Source organism: Duganella sp. CY15W (assembly GCF_009857555.1).
Classification (GTDB): Bacteria; Pseudomonadota; Gammaproteobacteria; order Burkholderiales; family Burkholderiaceae_D; genus Rugamonas; species Rugamonas sacchari.
Genome location: NZ_WWCQ01000004.1, coordinates 461,116 through 478,666, shown reverse-complemented (window position 1 = coordinate 478,666; position 17,551 = coordinate 461,116). Strand labels below are relative to the sequence as shown.

The 17,551-nt window shown below is 61.9% G+C and carries 15 protein-coding genes; 12 read left to right on the top strand and 3 right to left on the bottom strand.

Features of this window, described 5'->3' with window-relative positions; translation table 11 throughout:
• Positions 1–12 precede the first annotated feature (12 nt).
• Complete coding sequence (gene argS / locus GTP58_RS22200; protein WP_161079283.1) at positions 13–1,722, bottom strand: arginine--tRNA ligase; 1,710 nt, start codon at positions 1,720–1,722, stop codon at positions 13–15.
• Between the two features lie 127 nt (positions 1,723–1,849).
• Positions 1,850–2,194, bottom strand: a complete 345-nt coding sequence (locus GTP58_RS31465; RefSeq protein ID WP_229215692.1) for a hypothetical protein — start codon at positions 2,192–2,194, stop codon at positions 1,850–1,852.
• Positions 2,195–2,329: 135 nt separating this feature from the next.
• Here GTP58_RS31465 and rsmB point away from each other — a divergent pair, with 135 nt between their 5' ends.
• The 12 genes from rsmB to GTP58_RS22135 all read left to right on the top strand — a co-directional run bounded on the left by rsmB (position 2,330) and on the right by GTP58_RS22135 (position 13,719).
• Positions 2,330–3,733 carry a 16S rRNA (cytosine(967)-C(5))-methyltransferase RsmB gene (gene rsmB / locus GTP58_RS22190; protein WP_161079282.1) on the top strand — a complete coding sequence of 468 codons (1,404 nt, stop codon included), beginning with the start codon at positions 2,330–2,332 and terminating at the stop codon, positions 3,731–3,733.
• Positions 3,726–4,325, top strand: coding sequence for a DUF4390 domain-containing protein (locus tag GTP58_RS22185; RefSeq protein WP_072789079.1), 600 nt, complete (start codon positions 3,726–3,728; stop codon positions 4,323–4,325). The genes rsmB and GTP58_RS22185 overlap by 8 nt, the downstream gene beginning before the upstream one ends.
• The gene (locus tag GTP58_RS22180; RefSeq protein ID WP_161079281.1) at positions 4,326–6,629 is read left to right on the top strand and encodes an ATP-binding protein; all 2,304 of its coding nucleotides are present in this window, start codon (positions 4,326–4,328) and stop codon (positions 6,627–6,629) included.
• A gap of 63 nt (positions 6,630–6,692) precedes the next feature.
• Entirely contained in the window at positions 6,693–7,406 is a 714-nt protein-coding gene (locus GTP58_RS22175) for a response regulator (protein ID WP_072789077.1), read from the top strand.
• Between the two features lie 22 nt (positions 7,407–7,428).
• Positions 7,429–7,836: a GTPase gene (locus GTP58_RS22170; RefSeq protein ID WP_161079355.1), complete on the top strand. Its 408-nt coding sequence runs from the start codon at positions 7,429–7,431 to the stop codon at positions 7,834–7,836.
• 100 nt (positions 7,837–7,936) lie between these two features.
• Positions 7,937–8,194: a DUF3567 domain-containing protein gene (locus GTP58_RS22165; RefSeq protein ID WP_072789072.1), complete on the top strand. Its 258-nt coding sequence runs from the start codon at positions 7,937–7,939 to the stop codon at positions 8,192–8,194.
• 39 nt (positions 8,195–8,233) lie between these two features.
• Complete coding sequence (locus tag GTP58_RS22160; protein WP_072789069.1) at positions 8,234–8,998, top strand: class II glutamine amidotransferase; 765 nt, start codon at positions 8,234–8,236, stop codon at positions 8,996–8,998.
• 80 nt (positions 8,999–9,078) lie between these two features.
• Positions 9,079–9,351: a PAAR domain-containing protein gene (locus GTP58_RS22155; RefSeq protein WP_161079280.1), complete on the top strand. Its 273-nt coding sequence runs from the start codon at positions 9,079–9,081 to the stop codon at positions 9,349–9,351.
• An 87-nt stretch (positions 9,352–9,438) separates the two neighbouring features.
• A complete protein-coding gene (locus GTP58_RS22150; RefSeq protein WP_161079279.1) occupies positions 9,439–10,719 on the top strand; it encodes an EAL and HDOD domain-containing protein in 1,281 nt (426 codons plus the stop codon).
• 64 nt (positions 10,720–10,783) lie between these two features.
• Positions 10,784–11,716: an ATP-binding cassette domain-containing protein gene (locus GTP58_RS22145; RefSeq protein ID WP_373924767.1), complete on the top strand. Its 933-nt coding sequence runs from the start codon at positions 10,784–10,786 to the stop codon at positions 11,714–11,716.
• Positions 11,717–11,727: 11 nt separating this feature from the next.
• The gene (locus GTP58_RS22140) at positions 11,728–13,020 is read left to right on the top strand and encodes an ABC transporter permease (RefSeq protein WP_161079278.1); all 1,293 of its coding nucleotides are present in this window, start codon (positions 11,728–11,730) and stop codon (positions 13,018–13,020) included.
• Between the two features lie 57 nt (positions 13,021–13,077).
• A complete protein-coding gene (locus tag GTP58_RS22135) occupies positions 13,078–13,719 on the top strand; it encodes a hypothetical protein (RefSeq protein ID WP_161079277.1) in 642 nt (213 codons plus the stop codon).
• Positions 13,720–13,728: 9 nt separating this feature from the next.
• Here the strand turns inward: GTP58_RS22135 and metH are convergent, their stop codons facing one another.
• On the bottom strand, positions 13,729–17,490 hold the full coding sequence (gene metH / locus GTP58_RS22130; protein ID WP_161079353.1) for a methionine synthase: 3,762 nt from the start codon (positions 17,488–17,490) through the stop codon (positions 13,729–13,731).
• Positions 17,491–17,551: the final 61 nt, after the last annotated feature.

The following is a 17,551-nucleotide window of genomic DNA, read 5'->3' as shown; positions in this document are numbered from 1 at the left end:
TGTCCTTCGCAATTACATTTTGTTGGGAGCCGAAACGCCGATCAGCGCCAGGCCGTTACGCAGCACCTGGCGGGTCGCGACCATCAGGGCGATACGCGCGCCTTTCAGGGCTTCGTCGTCGACCAGCACGCGTTCGGCGAAGTAGAAGCTGTGCAGGTTGGCGGCCAGGTCGCGCAGGTAGAACGCGATCTGGTGCGGACCCAGTTCCGCCTGCGCGCGCGCCAGCGTTTCCGGGTAGGCAGCCAGGGTGGCCAGCAGCGCCGCTTCGGTTGGCGCGGTCAGTGGCGACAGGTCGACGTTGGCCAGCGCGGCTTCATCGCCGGTCCACTGTTCCAGCATGCGGCAGATGCGCGCGTGGGCGTACTGCACGTAATAGACCGGGTTTTCGTCGGAGGTCTTCAGTGCGACGTCAACGTCGAACACGAATTCGGTGTCGGCTTTACGCGAGATCAGGAAGAAGCGCACGGCGTCGCGGCCTTTCTCGATCTCACCGCCGCCCGACCATTCGATCAGGTCGCGCACGGTGACGTAGGAGCCGGCACGCTTGGAGATCTTGACCTCTTCGCCGCCCTTCATCACGGTGACCATTTTGTGCAGCACGTAGTCAGGGTAGCCTTGCGGGATGCCGACGTTGACTGCCTGCAGGCCGGCGCGCACGCGGGCGATGGTGCCGTGGTGGTCGGAGCCCTGGACGTTGATCGCTTGCGTGAAGCCGCGCTGGAATTTGACGATGTGGTAGGCCACGTCCGGCACGAAGTAGGTGTAGGTGCCGTCCTTCTTGCGCATCACACGGTTCTTGTCGTCGCCGTAGTCTTCGGTGCGCAGCCACAGCGCGCCTTCTTCTTCGTAGGTCTTGCCGGATTTGTTCAGCATGTCGACGGCGGCGTCCACCTTGCCGTCTGCGTACAGCGAGGACTCGAGGTAGTAGTTGTCGAACTTGACGCCGAAAGCTTGCAGGTCGATGTCCTGCTCGTTGCGCAGATAGGTCACGGCAAAGGCGCGGATCGATTCGATGTCTTCCACGTCGCCCGAGGCGGTGGCTGGCGAACCGTCGGAGGCCGATACGGTTTTCTTCTGCTTGAAGTCTTCGGCGATGTCGGCGATGTAGTCGCCGTTGTAGGCCGACTCCGGCCATTGCGCGTCGCCCGGCTTGAAGCCGCGCAGGCGCGCCTGCACCGAGTTGGCCAGGGTCTGGATCTGTACGCCGGCGTCGTTGTAGTAGAACTCGCGGGTCACATCGTAGCCCTGCGAAACGAACAGCGACGACAACGCGTCGCCCAGCGCCGCCTGGCGGCCGTGGCCCACGTGCAGCGGACCGGTCGGGTTGGCCGAGACGAATTCGATGATGACTTTCTTGCCTGCACCGGCGCTGGCCTGGCCGTAGGCTGCGCCTTGCGCCAGCACGCTCTTGACCACTGACTGCTTGGCGGCCGCGCTCACGCGCAGGTTGATGAAGCCTGGGCCGGCGATTTCTGCAGCGTCGATCAGGCCGTTGCGGGCCGGGTCGGCCAGCAGCGCATCCACCAGCCTGGTGGCCAGTTCGCGCGGATTCATTTTGAGCTGTTTGGCCAACTGCATCGCGATGTTGCACGCCACGTCGCCGTGGGACGGATCGCGTGGTCGCTCCAGTACGACGTTGGCAACCACTTCGGTGCCGGACAGAATCGGGGCGAGGGCGGCCTGGAACAGGGCGGTGATATCTTGTTTTTGTTGGGCTAACATGCGCTTAAAAATTCATCAGATAGTGGAAACGGCGGGTGCGCTGGCACCGGCCAAACAGCGGTAATTATACTGTGTTGGCTGGGCAGGGGGGCGACTTGCGGGGAATGAGGCGGGCAGCTGGAGTTGCTTAATGAATAAATCTGGCAGCGAGAAACGCCAGGCTGCCTGACAAGCCAGCCAGGGTAATCGCGGTAGTGATAAACCATTTGAGCAGGGTGTTCTCTGATTTGGCGATATCTTCCCGTCTCGCGTAGTTCGACTTGATTACCGCAACGTCCATTTCTACTATGGCCAGCCGTTTGTTCGTATCGGCCAGCTGCAGGTTTGTCTCAGTCAGCCGCTGGTTCGTCTCAGTCAGCCGCTGGTTCGTATCGGCCAGCTGCAGGATCGTCTCAGCCAGCCGCTGGTTAGTATCAGCCAGCTGCGCCAGGATTTGGCCGGTAGCGGATTCGGGTGTGATTTGCGTCGCCATGGGCCGATAATACGCCTCAAAGTGTCTGCACTTTTGACATAAATTGATACAACCGTTTACTAACGCCGTAATCGCCATGTCATAGGCTCTCCTGTATACTGCGCGATCACGGCCGTTACCCACTGGAATTATCATATGAACAAGCGTTCAACGCTCACTTTGAAGTCGCCCGCCAAGCCGGCAGCGCCGAAACTGCGCTCTAGCCATGCGCGCGACCTGAAACCGGCGTTGCAGACCAGTTTCCAGACCGGCCTCAAAGCCGATTCGCTGGCCTATAGCCTGATCGGCGCCGCCAATGCCATCGCCCAGGTGAAAACCGGCACCAACCTGCCACAGGCGCTGGCCCAGGTGTGGGCCAAACATGAAACCACGCCGCAGACGCGCGGCGCCATGCAGGACATCGCCTACCGCGCCATGCGCCAGCTGGGCCAGAGCGAGGTGCTGACTGCGCAAATGGCGCCCAAGGCACCCGAAGCGCTGGTGTCAGCCTTGCTGTCGTGCGCGCTGGCGCTGCTGACTGCGCCGGACGAGGTCAAACCTTACGAAGATTTCACCGTGGTCGACCAGACCGTGACGGCGGCCGAATCACACCCGGACACGGCCCGCGCCAAGGGTATGATCAACGCCGTGCTGCGCCGTTTCCTGCGTGAGCGCAAGGTCTTGCTGGATGCGGCCCTGCTGCAACCTGTTGCCAAATGGAATTATCCGCAGTGGTGGATCGATGCGGTCAAGACGGCCTGGCCGCAACAATGGCAGGAAATTCTAGCTTCAGGCAACAACACGCCACCGCTGACCCTGCGCATCAATGCGCGCAAGACCAGCATGGCAGACTACCTGGCCAGGCTGGAACAGGCCGGCATGGCCGCCACCCAGATCGGGCCGTACGCCGTACGCCTGGCCAAGCCGGTCGGCGTGCAGCTGATTCCCGGCTTTGCCGAAGGCCTGGTCTCGGTGCAGGATGCCGGCGCCCAGCTGGCCGCGCCGCTGCTGGACGTCCAGGACGGCATGCGCGTGCTGGATGCTTGCGCAGCGCCGGGCGGTAAAACCTGCCATATCCTTGAGCTGGCCGAGGCCCAGGTTACGGCGCTGGACGCCGATCCCAAGCGCCTGGCGCGCGTCGGCGAAAACCTTGAACGCTTGCACTTGCAGGCCACGCTGAAGCCGGCCGATGCCCAGTCCAATGGCTGGTGGGATGGCCAGCCGTTCGACCGCATCCTGGCCGATGTGCCGTGCACCGCCTCCGGCATCGTGCGCCGCCATCCGGATATCCGCTGGCTGCGCCGCAAGGGTGACACGCTCCAACTTGCAACACTTTCCGGCAAAATCCTGGACAACCTTTGGCAGATGCTGGCCCCGGGTGGTAAATTGCTATTCGTGACATGTTCCTTGTGGCCGCAGGAATCCGAGGCGCAGGCGGCCGCTTTTGCACTACGCAACCAGGCCGTCCGTCTGGATGCGCCCGGTCAATTGCTCCCCGTCGGTGGCTCCGGGCAGGATCACGATGGTTTGTTCTACGCGCTGTTCCAGAAAAATGCGTAAGCTCTTGAGTACCGGCCCACACGTGACGCTCCGATTTTTTCGACTTCTAACCGCCTCTCTGCTGCTGATGCTGGCATTGCTGCCACAGCCGTCCTATGCGGCCGAGGGTGTCGAAATCCGCCGCGCGCTGGTCGAAGCGACCGACGACGGCTACCGCCTGTCGGCCACGTATGGGTTTGAACTCAGCCATGAAATGGAAGAGGCGTTGCAGTACGGAAAAACGCTGTACTTCTACACCGAAATCGAATTCACGCGTCCGCGCTGGTACTGGTTCGATGAAAAAGCCATCACCAACCGCCAGACCATCAGCCTGTCCTACAACGTGCTGACGCGCCAGTACAATGTGGCCGTCAGCGGCAGCGTCCACCAGAGCTTTTCCTCGCTGGAAGACGCGCTGTTCCTGATCCGCCGCCCCAACCGCTGGCTGGTGGCGCAGCGCGGCGCGCTCAAGGTGGGCGAAACCTATAACGTCAAGCTGAGCATGGGGCTGGACCCCAATTTCGTGCCCAAGCCGCTCAAGGTCAATGCCCTGAACAACAATGAGTGGCGCCTGGCGTCCGACAAGAAATCCTTCCAGTACAGGGCCGAGTAAGTGAATACGGCCCTGCGGTATTTTTCAGTCGTTGGCGGCGCCATCGTCAGCATCCTGCTGTTCCTGCTGGCGTCGGCATCCGACAATTCCGGCTTCTTTGACCGCTATTACGCCTGGCTGCTGGGCCTGAACGCGGCCGTGGCGGTGTCGCTGTCGCTGCTGGTGATCGTTTCGCTGTTCCGTCTGTACTCGCGCTATAAGGCTGGCAAATTCGGCTCCAAGCTGATGACGCGGCTGGTGCTGCTGTTTGCCGCCATCGGCGTGCTGCCGGGCCTGGTGATCTTCCTGGTCTCGGTGCAGTTCGTTTCCCATTCGATTGAATCCTGGTTCAACGTGCCGGTCGAGGAGGCGCTCGAGTCCGGCATCAACCTGAGCCGCGCCGGCCTCGACCGCGCGGTCGGCGAACTCACCGTCACTGCCACCCGCACCGTGCAGGAACTGGCCGACCGGCCGTTCGGTACCGAGCGCGCGACGCTGGCGGCCGTGGTCAAGAACGAGCCGGGCCTGCAGAACGCCATCATTGTCGATGCCGAAGGCGGCCTGGTGGTGAGTGCGCGCGCCAGCCGCGCCGGCAACCTGAGCGCCGACTTGCCGACGCGCGACATGATGGCCAAGGTGAAGAAGGACGAGGTGTACGGCGGGCCGGAGGGCGGCAATGAGCTGCACAGCGACCTGGTCAACGCGCCGGTGGCGCCCATGACGCCGGCCGAAGCCAGCAACCAGCTGCGTCTGCGCGTGCTGATGGCGATACCCGATCACATCCAGCCCAACGGTACGCATCTGGCGCCGCGCTATCTGCAGCTGATCCAGCTGGCGCCATCGCAGCTGGCGGCCGACGGCGAAACCATCCGCCGCGCCTATGCCGACTACAAGGAGCGTTTCGACGCCCGCGTCGGCCTGCGCAAAATGTACATCGTGACGCTGACGCTGACCTTGCTGCTGGCGGTGTTTGGCGCAATTGCCAGCGCTTTCCTGATCGCCAGCGACCTGGCGCAGCCGCTGCTGCTGCTGGCCGAGGGCACGCGCGCGGTGGCTGAGGGTGACCTGTCGCCGCGGCCGATTGTCGCCACCTCGGATGAACTGGGCACGCTGACGCAGTCGTTCAACACCATGACACGCCAGCTGTCCGACGCCCGCAGCGCCGTGGAGCGCAACCGCACCGCGCTGCAAAACGCCAAGGCCCACCTGGAATCGGTGCTGGCGAATATGTCGGCCGGCGTGATGGTGCTGGACCATGAATTTCACCTGATCAGCTGCAATGACTCGGTTGAACGCATCCTGCAGCAGGCCGGCGTCACCATGATCGGCCAGAAGCTCGACGAGATTGAAGGCCTGCAGGAATTCGGCGGCGCCATCGTGGCGGCGTTTGCAGCGCAGAGCGCGCAGTCGGCGGCCGGCCGCAATATCGCGCGCCTGCACTGGCAGCGCCAGATCGAGGTGCCGCGGCCGTCGAATGGCGTCGAGGACAACGATCTGACGCTGCTGACGCGCGGCTCGCGCTTGCCGATTGAAAGCGGCAGCGGCTTCCTGGTGGTGTTTGACGATATCTCCGACGTGATCTCGGCCCAGCGTTCGATCGCCTGGGGCGAGGTGGCGCGCCGCCTGGCGCACGAAATCAAGAACCCGCTGACGCCGATCCAGCTGTCCGCCGAACGCATGCAGATGAAGCTCGAAGACAAGCTGATGCCGGCCGACGTCGAGCTGCTCAACAAGGGCACCGCCACCATCGTCAACCAGGTGGCGGCCATGAAGCGCATGGTCGACGACTTCCGCGACTATGCCAAAACCCCGCCGGCCGTGCTGCAGCCGCTGGACCTGAACGCGCTCATCGACGAGATCCTGCACCTGTACATCAGCGGCGAAGGCAACGACATTATTCACCCGCAACTGGCGGCCGGACTGCCTTTCATCATGGGCGACGAGACCCAGCTGCGCCAGGTCATCCACAACCTGCTGCAGAATGCGCAGGACGCCATGGCCGAGTTGCCGGACGGCGCACCGCAGGCACGCATTGACGTGACCACGGAAGCCATTCATTATCAGGGCGCGGACGGTAGCACGCGTACCGCGGTCCGCCTGGCGATCGCCGATAATGGGCCTGGTTTCGCGCCCAAAATCCTGGCGCGGGCGTTTGAACCCTATGTCACATCGAAGGCCCGGGGCACTGGCCTGGGCCTGCCGATGGTGAAGAAAATTATCGAAGAACATGGCGGACGAATCGATATTCAGAACCATGTCGATAGAAGTGGCGCGTCAGTGTTGATTTTGCTGTTAAAGTTAGCACCGGCGTCGCAAAATACCTAAGGTTCAAGGACTACAAAAATCATTGCTGTCCATGAGACGGCGAAATGAGGAAGGCAAGGGAAGATGGCAAACATTCTGGTAGTGGACGATGAAATGGGTATCCGTGAGTTGCTCTCGGAAATCTTGAGCGACGAGGGACATGCAATACAACTGGCGGAGAACGCCCAGCAGGCACGCGAAGCGCGTGCCCAAGGCGCGCCGGACCTGGTGCTGCTCGATATCTGGATGCCGGATACTGACGGCGTAACGCTGCTCAAGGAATGGCAGCGCGACGGTCTGCTGACCATGCCGGTCATCATGATGTCGGGCCACGCAACCATCGATACGGCAGTGGAGGCTACCCGTATCGGTGCGCTCAATTTCCTGGAAAAACCGATCGCGCTGCAAAAACTGTTGAAGGCGGTGCAGGCCGGCCTGACGCGCGCGCAAGAGACGGTGCGCGCGCCGGCGCTGGCGCCACGTCCGGTGGTGGCAGCGCAGCCGGAAGAAACGGTGCAGCCGGGCTTTGTGCAGCAAAACCCGGCCTCGGCCATTTCGGTGCGTGGCGGCGCCACGGTGGCGGGTAGCGACAATCACATGTTCAACCTGTCGTTCGACCTGCCGCTGCGCGAAGCCCGCGATGCGTTTGAACGCATGTACTTCGAGCATCACCTGGGCCGCGAAGGCGGCAGCATGACGCGCGTGGCCGAGAAGACCGGCCTGGAACGTACCCACTTGTACCGCAAGCTCAAGCAGCTGGGCGTGGAGCCAGGCAAACTGGCCAAGAAAAACGCCTGAGTGTGAGCGCGTGACAGGCAAGATGGCCACCGGCGCCGACCATTCGCGGCCGCCGGTGCCAACCTGGCTGGTCACGGGCCCCCGCGCCGGCGCGCGCGAGGCGGCCATCGCAGCCCATCTGCCCAAGGATGGGCTCAGCGTCATCATTCTGGAGGGCTTGTCGGACGGTGGTGCGGCGCTGGCCTTTGACCCCGAAGACGGTCCTTTCCCCTTTGATTCCTTGCCGCAAGTGTTGCGTATTGCCCCAGGCTGCCTGCATTGCAGCGGTAATCTGATTTTGCGAGTAACATTAAACCGTGTGCTGCGCCGTCCCCCCGCGCGGCTCTACATCAGCCTGGCCTCCGCCGAGCACCTGGAACAGCTGCGTTCCTGGTTGTCCGAGGCGCCCTACGGGGCTTTGCTGAATTTGCAAGACAACATCGCGGCCTAGCCCCAGCCCGCTGATTGGCCTTGAAATCGGCCGTTTTCACCCCCAATTCTGGGTTGAAGGCGGAAACGCAGGTGTTTCGCCCCTTGTGAAAGGAAGCAAAATGAACCTCATCTACAACAGCGAGCAATACAGTGTTGTCGAGTTCGGTGCCGACCGTAATCTCGATGCCTTGCGTTTTGGCGGCTATGAAATCGTCGACAAGGGCGGCAAGCGGGAGATCTTCATTGCTGGCGTGCTGGCACAGAATTTCCGCCGCGACGTCAATGAGCTCATCGCGGGCGAACCAACGATGGCCGAGATTGATGAATTCTTGGGCAGCTACGATGCCATCATGAGCCAGCCCGTGCTGCTGCACTAAATTAGGCTGCGCTGCACATGGCGTGGGTATAATCACGCCATGTGCCAACTTCTAGGAATGAACTGCAATGTCCCGACCGACATTGTGTTCAGCTTTACCGGCTTTGCCATGCGTGGCGGCCAGACCGATACCCACCACGACGGCTGGGGCATCGCCTTCTTCGAGGGCGCCGGCGTACGCCATTTTGTCGACCATCAGGCCGCGATTGCCTCGCCTATCGCCGAGCTCATCAAACGTTATCCAATCAAGTCCACCAATGTGATTGCTCACATCCGCAAGGCGACGCAGGGTGTGGTGGCGCTGGAAAACTGCCATCCGTTTGTGCGCGAGCTGTGGGGCCAGTACTGGGTGTTTGCCCATAACGGCGACCTCAAGGAATTCGCGCCCGTGCTCAACGGCGCTTTCCGGCCGGTCGGCACGACCGACAGCGAGCGCGCTTTCTGCTACATCCTGCAGCAGTTGCGCGCGCGCTTTGGCGAACAGCGGCCGCCGCTGGACCAGCTGCGCTCCGTGCTGAGTTCGCTGGTGCACGAGATTGCCACCCATGGCACCTTCAATATGATGCTGTCCTCGGGCAGCGAGCTGTTTGCCCATTGCTCGACCAATCTGTTCTACCTGGTGCGCCAGCATCCGTTCGATACCGCCAAGCTGTCCGACGAGGACGTCAGCGTCGACTTTGCCCAGGTCACCACGCCCAACGACCGCGTGGCCATCATCGTCACCCAGCCTCTGACCACCAACGAACAATGGACTGCGTTCCAGCCCGGCGAGCTCAAGCTGTTCATTGACGGTTGCCCGCAATAATCCTCCCGTACGCCGCCACTCATGCAAATCAGATAAGCTTTCTCCGCTTATCTGGGGTGGGAATAGATTACGAGGACATCATGGCAGGAGAAATTATTCGTCAGGGCGACCCCACCAGCCACCATGGCAAGGTGCTGGAAGGTTCGCCATCCGATATATGCCACGGCAAACCCGTGGCCTACATCGGCCATAAAGTGTCGTGCCCCAAGTGCCGCGGCACCCACACCATTGTGGAAGGCGTGGTGAGCACTTCGCTGTATGGCAAGGGCGTGGCCGTGGCGGGCATGAAGACTTCGTGCGGCGCGGTGCTGATTGCCACCCAGTTCACCGACGTGGTGGAAAACGCCGGCTAGCTTTTTGCGACCCAGATTTTCCAAGACATTGCCGTCCAATGCTGGCAGAATTGCTAATGGGGCATTCCGCTCCTATTTGGACGAGCAATGATCGATCTCACCCTACATGACACCGGCCCCCGTAGTCTGCGCGTGCGCGAGTTCTACCTGGGACGCCAGCCCATCCTGGACCGCAACCAGGCCCTGTTCGGCTACGAGTTGCTATTCCGCAACGCTCCGGTGGGACCGGCCCATGTCACCAATGATCTGACGGCGACGGCGGCGGTGATCGCCCATGCGTCGCAGCTGGGCATGGAAAAAACCATCGGCGACGCGCTGGGCTTCGTCAACGTGGATGCGGATGTCATCATGAGCGACATCTTCCCCTTCCTGCCGCGCGAGAAGGTGGTGCTCGAGATCATCAATACCATGCAGGCCACGCCGCAGGTGCTGGCGCGCATCCGCGAACTGGTGGGCCACGGCTTCAGCTTTGCGCTGGATGATGTGACCGGAGACAGTCCGGACGTGCTGGCGCTGCTGCCCCTGGTGGATTACGTCAAGATGGACATGCGCAACATCCCGCTGTCGTCGCTCATGAAGCTGGCGCCGCGCTTCCGCCAGGACAAGAAAAAACTGGTCGCGGAAAAAGTCGAGACACGCGAAGAATTCAAGAACTGCCTGGACCTGGGCTTTGACTATTTCCAGGGCTATTACTTCTCCCGGCCCGTCATCATGAGCGGCAAAAAGCTGTCGCCGTCGCAGCTGGCGGTGATGGAACTCATGACGCTGGTGACTTCCGATGCCGACAACCAGGAAATCGAACGCGCCATCAAGCGCGACGTGTCGCTGGCGCTGAACCTGCTGCGCCTGGTGAACACGCCGGCGGTGGGGGCGCGCCAGCGCATCGATTCGCTGAGCCAGGCCGTGACCGTCCTCGGCCGCCGCCAGTTGCAGCGCTGGCTGCAAATCATGCTGTACGCCGAGCCAAGCAAGCGCGGCCACAGCATGACGCCGCTGCTGATGCTGGCCACCACGCGCGGCCGCCTGCTGGAACTGCTGGCCGGCAAACTGCGTCCGAGCCAGCGTGAAGTGGCCGACATCGCGTTCACGGTCGGCATTATGTCGCTCATGGATACGCTGTTTGGTATTTCGATGACCGAGATCCTGGAACAGATCCCGGTCGGCAGCGACGTGCGTGAAGCGCTGCTGACCCGCAGCGGCTTCTATGGCGACCTGCTCAAGCTGGTCGAATGCATCGAGCGCATCGAAGAAATGGACAATCACATCGTGCCGACGCTGCGCGACCTGGCCATGTCCACCGACGATCTGGTGGAGCTGGAAATGGCCGCGTTTGAATGGAGCGACAATGTGGTGCGCTATGCGCTGTAGTAGCTTGCAAATTTGATATTACCCCGCTATTCTGCTTCCCGTAGTCAACATTACGGAGGCAGCAGTGTTATTGAGTGTGGAGCAAATCTCCAAATCCTACGGGGCACGCAAGGCAGTGGATGGCGTGTCGTTCCAGGTGCAGCGCGGCCAGACGGTCGGGCTGATCGGTCCCAACGGCGCGGGCAAGTCCACCACGGTGGGCATGATCTCCGGTTTATTACGTGCGGACAGTGGCCGCATCCTCATGGACGGCGAGCCCATGGGGCAGGGCGTCAGTGCGGCCAAAAGCAAGATCGGTTTCGTGCCGCAGGACCTGGCGCTGTATGAAGACCTGTCGGCGCTGGAAAACCTCAAATTGTTCGGCGCGCTGTATGGCCTCAAGGGCGCGCATCTCAAGCAGCGCTGCGAACAGGCGCTGGCGCTGGTCAACCTGAGCGACCGCGCGCAGGATAATCCTTCCACTTTTTCCGGCGGCATGAAGCGGCGTTTGAATATCGCCGCCGCACTGCTGCATGATCCGCTGCTGCTGATCCTCGACGAGCCCACCGTGGGCGTCGATCCGCAAAGCCGCAACGCCATCTTCGACACGCTGGAAGTGCTGCAGTCGCAAGGCCGCTCGCTGATCTACACCAGCCACTACATGGAAGAAGTGGAACGCCTGGCCGATCACATCGTCATCATCGATCACGGCAAGGTGCTGGCGGATGAAACCCCGGCCGCGCTCTACCAGCGCCTGCCGGCACAGGCCGCCTTGCATGCCGAACTGGCGAGCGCGCCGTCCGCGCTGCTGCTCGATGGCGTCAAGGCGCAGACTGGCGTCACCGGCGTGCAGCACGTCGGCAATGCGCTGGACATCGGCCTGGCCGATGCCGCCCACGCGCCGGCCGTGCTGTCCTGGCTGGCGGCACAGGGCACGCCGCTGCTGCACTTCGCCACGGCCAAGACTTCGCTGGAAAACATCTTCCTCAACCTGACTGGCCGCAGCCTGCGCGACTGAGAGCACATCACATGACTGCATTGATAGCCCTGATCCGCAAGGATCTGATTCTGTATTTGAAAGACAAACGCGCGCTCATGTTGCACCTGCTGATGCCGGTGGTGCTGGCGGCGTTCTTTGGTTCGCTGTTTGGCGGCACGCCGTCCGAACGCACCAGCAAGATCGATATAGGCGTGGTGGCGCTGGACCAGTCCGGCATCGGCAAGAAAATTGTCGATGGCCTCAAAGCCGACAGCACGCTGCGCGTGACCGAGCTGAGCGAAGCGGACGCGCAGGCCAAAGTCCGGACCGGCAAACTGCCGGTGGCGGTGGTGATTCCGGCCGGCTTTGGCGACCGTGCCGGCGATGCGCTGTTCAGCGGCAAGGACAAGCCGGAGCTGCCGCTGTTCTACGACCCATCGCAATCGACCGTGCTGGCGATGGTCAAAGGTTTGCTGACGCAGCAAGTCATGCAGGCCACCAGCAGCGCCGTGATGGGCCGTCAAGGCAGCGCGTCCACCGACCGCTATTTGGCCGACCTGCCTGCCGCTGACAAGCGCAGTACCGACGAAGCGCAGCTCGGCGATTTTCTCAGCAGCCTGAAGAAGTTCCAGGATCAGCGCGCCGCCACCGCAGCAGCAGCGCAGCCTGCCGCATCTGGCGCGGACGATACGCCTGCCGGCGGCATGAGCGTGCCGTACACCACCAAAGATGCGGCACTGAGCAGTGGTCCGAAGTACAACGGCTACGCCCACTCGTTCGCCGGCATGGGCGTGCAGTTCATCCTGTTCATGGGCATCGACATGGGCATCGGCATTCTGCTGGCGCAGCGCATGGGCATCTGGAACCGCCTGCTGGCGGCGCCGGTGTCGATGACCACGGTGCTGGCCGGGCGTGCCATTTCCGGCGCGCTGATCGCGATGGGGCTGATGTGCGCGATGTTCCTGTGCGCCATGCTGATTTTCAAAGTCGAGATCAGCAGCCCGGCCGGCTTCCTGGTGGTTGCTGCCAGCTTCTCCATGATGACGGCGGCCTTCGGCCTGCTGATTGCGGCTTTCGGCAAGACACCGGAAGCAGCGCGCGGCATTGCCACGTTTGCCACGCTGATCATGGTGATGCTGGGCGGCGCCTGGGTGCCGTCGTTCATCTTCCCGGAGTGGGTGCAGCAGGTGACGCTGCTGGTGCCGACGCGCTGGGCGGTGGACGGTTTTGATGCCGTCACCTGGCGCGGCCTGGGCCTGGCGGGCGTGTGGCCGGCCGCTGCAGTCCAACTGGGTTTTGCTGCCATATTTGGCGCGCTGGCGGTGTGGCGCTTCCGCCGTTAAAGTTTCCACGAAACAATCCGATACAATAGGATACAAACAGTTTCGTGAGCTTTTTACATGCCGTTATCCGTCCGGTCCCTGATTGCCGACTGCGTCAATCAGGTGATCCGCCAGCATTACCCGGAGCAGTATCAATCCTTGTGCCATGTGTACGCGATTGTCGGTTCCAACCTGATCAGCATTGTGCTGGACCGGGTCTACCGGCCGGTAGCGGGCCTGGCCGCGGTCGACTGCGGCAAGGGCCGGCTGATGTGCATGATGGACAACGCCGCTTTCACCAACCCGGCCGGCGGCGCGTATCACTGCTGGATCGAGTCCGCTGACGATCTGATCGCCGAGCGTGAGGTGGTGGATCTGACATTCCGCCACAATCACGAATACGCTGAAAAAAACGGCTTCGGCTGGCACCGCGAGCTGCCGCCCGATTACCTGTGGGGACCGCAAAGCAGTATCGTGGTGAAGGCGTCGCCCCAGGCCATCCCCAAGAGTTTCCCTGACGGCATGGTGTGGCTGTGCGAAACCGATGAAGGCTGGGCATGGATGATGCGCCAGCTGGCAACGCACCAGAATGCGTTTGTGGCACTCACCGCAGAAGCCTATAAATTGTTCCAGCAAAGCCTGACGCCAACATCCACGCTGCTGGCGCCAGCGGCACCACACATCGCAACGCCAGCCACCGTGGTGATGGCGGCGCTCTGACTTGCTGAGTTACGACAGGTTAGGCGCCAGCCAGCGTTCCAGTTCGTTCTTGTCGACGTTGCGGCGCTGGACCATATCGTTGACCTGATCGTCGCCGATCTTGCCGACCACGAAATACTTCGACTCCGGGTGGGCAAAGTAGAAACCTGATACCGCCGCACCCGGATACATGGCGTAGGAATCGGTCAGCTCCATGCCGATGTCCTCGGCCTGCATGGTGTTGAACATCTCGCGCTTGACGGTGTGCTCGGGGCAGGCCGGGTAGCCTGGCGCCGGACGGATGCCGATGTACTTCTCGGCGATCAAGTCTTCATTGCTCAGCGATTCGTTCGCCTGATAGCCCCACAGGTCGGTACGCACGCGCTCGTGCAGGTATTCGGCAAACGCTTCGGCCAGACGGTCGGCCAGCGATTTGAGCATGATGGACGAGTAGTCGTCATGCGCGTCTTCAAAGCGCTTCTCGTGCTTCTCGATACCCAGGCCCGATGTCACGGCAAACATGCCGATATAGTCCTTGATGCCAGATGCCTTCGGTGCGATGAAGTCGGCCAGGCACTGGTTAGGACGCTGCACGCCATCGACCACCGGCTTCACGCCTTGCTGGCGCAGGCCGTAGTAGGTGAAGTCCACGGTGCTGCGGTTGTCGTCGGTGTAGATTTCGATGTCGTCATCGTTGACCGTGTTGGCCGGCAGCAGCGAGATCACGCCATTGGCGGTCAGCCAGCGGCCGTCGATGAGTTTCTTCAGCATGGCCTGGCCTTCTTCAAACACCTTGGTGGCCGCTTCGCCCACCACTTCATCGGTCAGGATGGCCGGGAAGGGACCAGCCAGGTCCCAGGTCTGGAAGAATGGACCCCAGTCGATGTATTTGGCGATGGTGGCCAGATCGACGTTCTTGAATTCGCGGCGGCCGATGAACTTCGGCTTTACCGGTGCAAATTCGAGCTTCATCTTGTTGGCGCGCGCGTCAGCCAGCGACAGCATCGGCAGCGCCTTCTTGTTGGCGTGCTGTTCGCGGATACGTTCGTAATCCTGCTCGATCTCGGCGATGTACTGCTCGCGCGACTCCGGCGTCAGCAGCGACTGCGCCACCGAGACGGAGCGCGACGCATCCGGCACATACACCACCGGGCCTTCGTAGTTGTGGGCGATCTTGACGGCCGTGTGGGCGCGGCTGGTGGTGGCGCCGCCGATCAGCAGCGGAATCTTCAGCATGCGGAAGTGTTCATCGCGCTGCATTTCCTTGGCCACGTGGGCCATTTCTTCCAGCGACGGCGTAATCAGGCCGGACAGGCCGATGATGTCCGCATTCTCCACCTTGGCGCGCGCCAGGATCTCGGAGGCCGGCACCATCACGCCCATGTTCACCACTTCAAAGTTATTACATTGCAGGACCACCGAGACGATGTTCTTGCCGATGTCGTGCACGTCGCCCTTGACCGTGGCGATGACGATTTTGCCTTTCGGCTTGGCGACGATGCCGGTGCGTTTTTCTTCCGCCAGCTTTTCTTCTTCGATGTACGGAATCAGGTGGGCCACGGCCTGCTTCATCACGCGTGCCGATTTCACCACCTGCGGCAGGAACATCTTGCCCTGGCCGAACAGGTCGCCGACGATGTTCATGCCATCCATGAGCGGGCCTTCGATCACATGGATCGGACGGCCGTTGCTGGCGGCGACTTGCGCACGCATTTCTTCGGTGTCTTCCGTGATCCACTGGGTGATGCCGTGCACCAGCGCGTGCGCCAGGCGTTTTTCCACCGGTGCGTTACGCCATTCCAGATTGGCGGCATCCTGCTTGCCGGCGCCGGCTTTCAGCGTGCCGGCGAATTCGATCATGCGTTCAGTGGCGTCTTCGCGGCGGTTCAGTACCACGTCTTCCACTCGCTCGCGCAAGTCCGCTGGCAGATCGTCGTAGACGCCCACCATGCCGGCGTTGACGATGCCCATGGTCATACCGGCCTTGATGGCGTGGTACAGGAACACGGTGTGGATCGCTTCACGCGCCGGGTCGTTGCCGCGGAACGAGAACGAGACGTTGGAGACGCCGCCCGAAATCTTCGCGTGTGGCAGGTTCTCTTTGATCCAGCGCGTGGCGTTAATGAAGTCCACCGCGTAGTTGTTGTGTTCTTCGATACCGGTGGCGACGGCAAAGATGTTCGGGTCGAAGATGATGTCTTCCGGCGGGAAGCCGACCTTTTCGGTCAGCACCTTGTAGGCGCGGCTGCAGATTTCGACTTTGCGTTCGTAGGTATCGGCCTGGCCCGTTTCGTCGAAGGCCATGACGATGACGGCAGCGCCGTAGCTCAGGCACAGCTTGGCCTGACGGATGAATTCTTCTTCGCCTTCCTTCATCGAGATGGAGTTGACGATGGATTTACCCTGCACGCATTTGAGGCCCGCTTCGATCACCGACCATTTGGACGAGTCGATCATGATGGGCACGCGCGAGATATCCGGTTCGGAAGCGATCAGGTTCAGGAAGCGCGTCATGGCCGCCTGCGAGTCCAGCATCGCTTCGTCCATATTGATGTCGATGACCTGCGCGCCGTTCTCCACCTGCTGGCGGGCGACGCTGAGCGCCTCGTCATACTGCTCATTGAGGATCATGCGCGCGAAGGCTTTGGAACCCGTGACGTTGGTCCGTTCGCCGACGTTGACGAACAGCGAGCTGTCATCGATGGTGAATGGCTCCAGGCCGGACAGGCGCTGCGCCACCGGGACTTCCGGCACGGTGCGCGGCTGCACTGTCGACAGGATTTCGCCGATCGCCTGGATGTGGTCCGGCGTGGTGCCGCAGCAGCCACCGGCGACGTTGATGAAGCCCGCTTCAGCAAATTCCTTGAGCAGCGCCGAGGTGTCGGCTGGGAGTTCGTCAAAGCCGGTGTCGCTCATCGGGTTGGGCAGGCCGGCGTTCGGGTAGATACAGACGAAGGTATCGGCGATCTGCGACAGCTCTTCGGCGTAAGGGCGCATCAGCGCCGCGCCCAGTGCGCAGTTCAGGCCAATCGTCAGCGGCTTGGCGTGGCGTACCGAGTTCCAGAACGCGGGCACGGTCTGGCCGGACAGGATACGGCCCGAGGCATCGGTCACGGTGCCCGAGATCATCAGCGGCAGGCGTGGCTGCGCTGGATGCTCTTCGTAGTATTTGTCGATGGCGAACAGCGCGGCCTTGCAGTTCAGCGTATCGAAGATGGTTTCCACCAGCAGCAGATCGACGCCGCCTTCAATCAGGCCCTTGGTCTGCTGATAGTAGGCATCGACCAGCTGGTCGAAGGTGATGTTACGCGCAGCCGGGTCGTTCACGTCCGGCGAGATCGAGGCGGTCTTGGGCGTCGGTCCCAGTGCGCCGGCGACGAAGCGCGGCTTGTCCGGTGTGCTGTACTTAGCGGTGGCGGCGCGCGCCAGCCTGGCTGCTTCCACGTTCATCTCATAGGCCAGCTCGCCCATGTAGTAATCGTCCTGCGCGATCCAGGTCGCGCCGAAGGTGTTGGTTTCGATGAGGTCGGCGCCGCCGGCCAGATAGCGCTCATGGATTTCCTGGATCACGTGCGGCTGCGTCAGCGTCAGCAGCTCGTTATTCCCTTTGACGAACAGCTCGCGCGCACCGGAACCGGCTGGCGCAGCGAAGTCGATGAACCTGCCGTTTGGGCCGCCGCGGTAGGCGATTTCATCCAGTTTGTATTGCTGGATGATGGTGCCCATCGCGCCGTCGAGGATCATGATGCGGCGCGCGAGAATCTCGCGCAACTGGGCATCGGTCGTGGACATGACGGGGCGGGATACGGAGTTGTTCATTTGCTATCTCTAGGGTCGTGGAAGGCGCGCCAAC

Excerpts from the sequence above, each read along its gene's own strand:
- argS (WP_161079283.1), bottom strand. The coding sequence starts at position 1,722 with ATGTTAGCCCAACAAAAACAAGATATCACCGCCCTGTTCCAGGCCGCC.
- GTP58_RS31465 (WP_229215692.1), bottom strand. The coding sequence starts at position 2,194 with ATGGCGACGCAAATCACACCCGAATCCGCTACCGGCCAAATCCTGGCG.
- rsmB (WP_161079282.1), top strand. The coding sequence starts at position 2,330 with ATGAACAAGCGTTCAACGCTCACTTTGAAGTCGCCCGCCAAGCCGGCA.
- GTP58_RS22185 (WP_072789079.1), top strand. The coding sequence starts at position 3,726 with ATGCGTAAGCTCTTGAGTACCGGCCCACACGTGACGCTCCGATTTTTT.
- GTP58_RS22175 (WP_072789077.1), top strand. The coding sequence starts at position 6,693 with ATGGCAAACATTCTGGTAGTGGACGATGAAATGGGTATCCGTGAGTTG.
- GTP58_RS22170 (WP_161079355.1), top strand. The coding sequence starts at position 7,429 with ATGGCCACCGGCGCCGACCATTCGCGGCCGCCGGTGCCAACCTGGCTG.
- GTP58_RS22165 (WP_072789072.1), top strand. The coding sequence starts at position 7,937 with ATGAACCTCATCTACAACAGCGAGCAATACAGTGTTGTCGAGTTCGGT.
- GTP58_RS22160 (WP_072789069.1), top strand. The coding sequence starts at position 8,234 with ATGTGCCAACTTCTAGGAATGAACTGCAATGTCCCGACCGACATTGTG.
- GTP58_RS22155 (WP_161079280.1), top strand. The coding sequence starts at position 9,079 with ATGGCAGGAGAAATTATTCGTCAGGGCGACCCCACCAGCCACCATGGC.
- GTP58_RS22150 (WP_161079279.1), top strand. The coding sequence starts at position 9,439 with ATGATCGATCTCACCCTACATGACACCGGCCCCCGTAGTCTGCGCGTG.
- GTP58_RS22140 (WP_161079278.1), top strand. The coding sequence starts at position 11,728 with ATGACTGCATTGATAGCCCTGATCCGCAAGGATCTGATTCTGTATTTG.
- GTP58_RS22135 (WP_161079277.1), top strand. The coding sequence starts at position 13,078 with ATGCCGTTATCCGTCCGGTCCCTGATTGCCGACTGCGTCAATCAGGTG.
- metH (WP_161079353.1), bottom strand. The coding sequence starts at position 17,490 with ATGTCCACGACCGATGCCCAGTTGCGCGAGATTCTCGCGCGCCGCATC.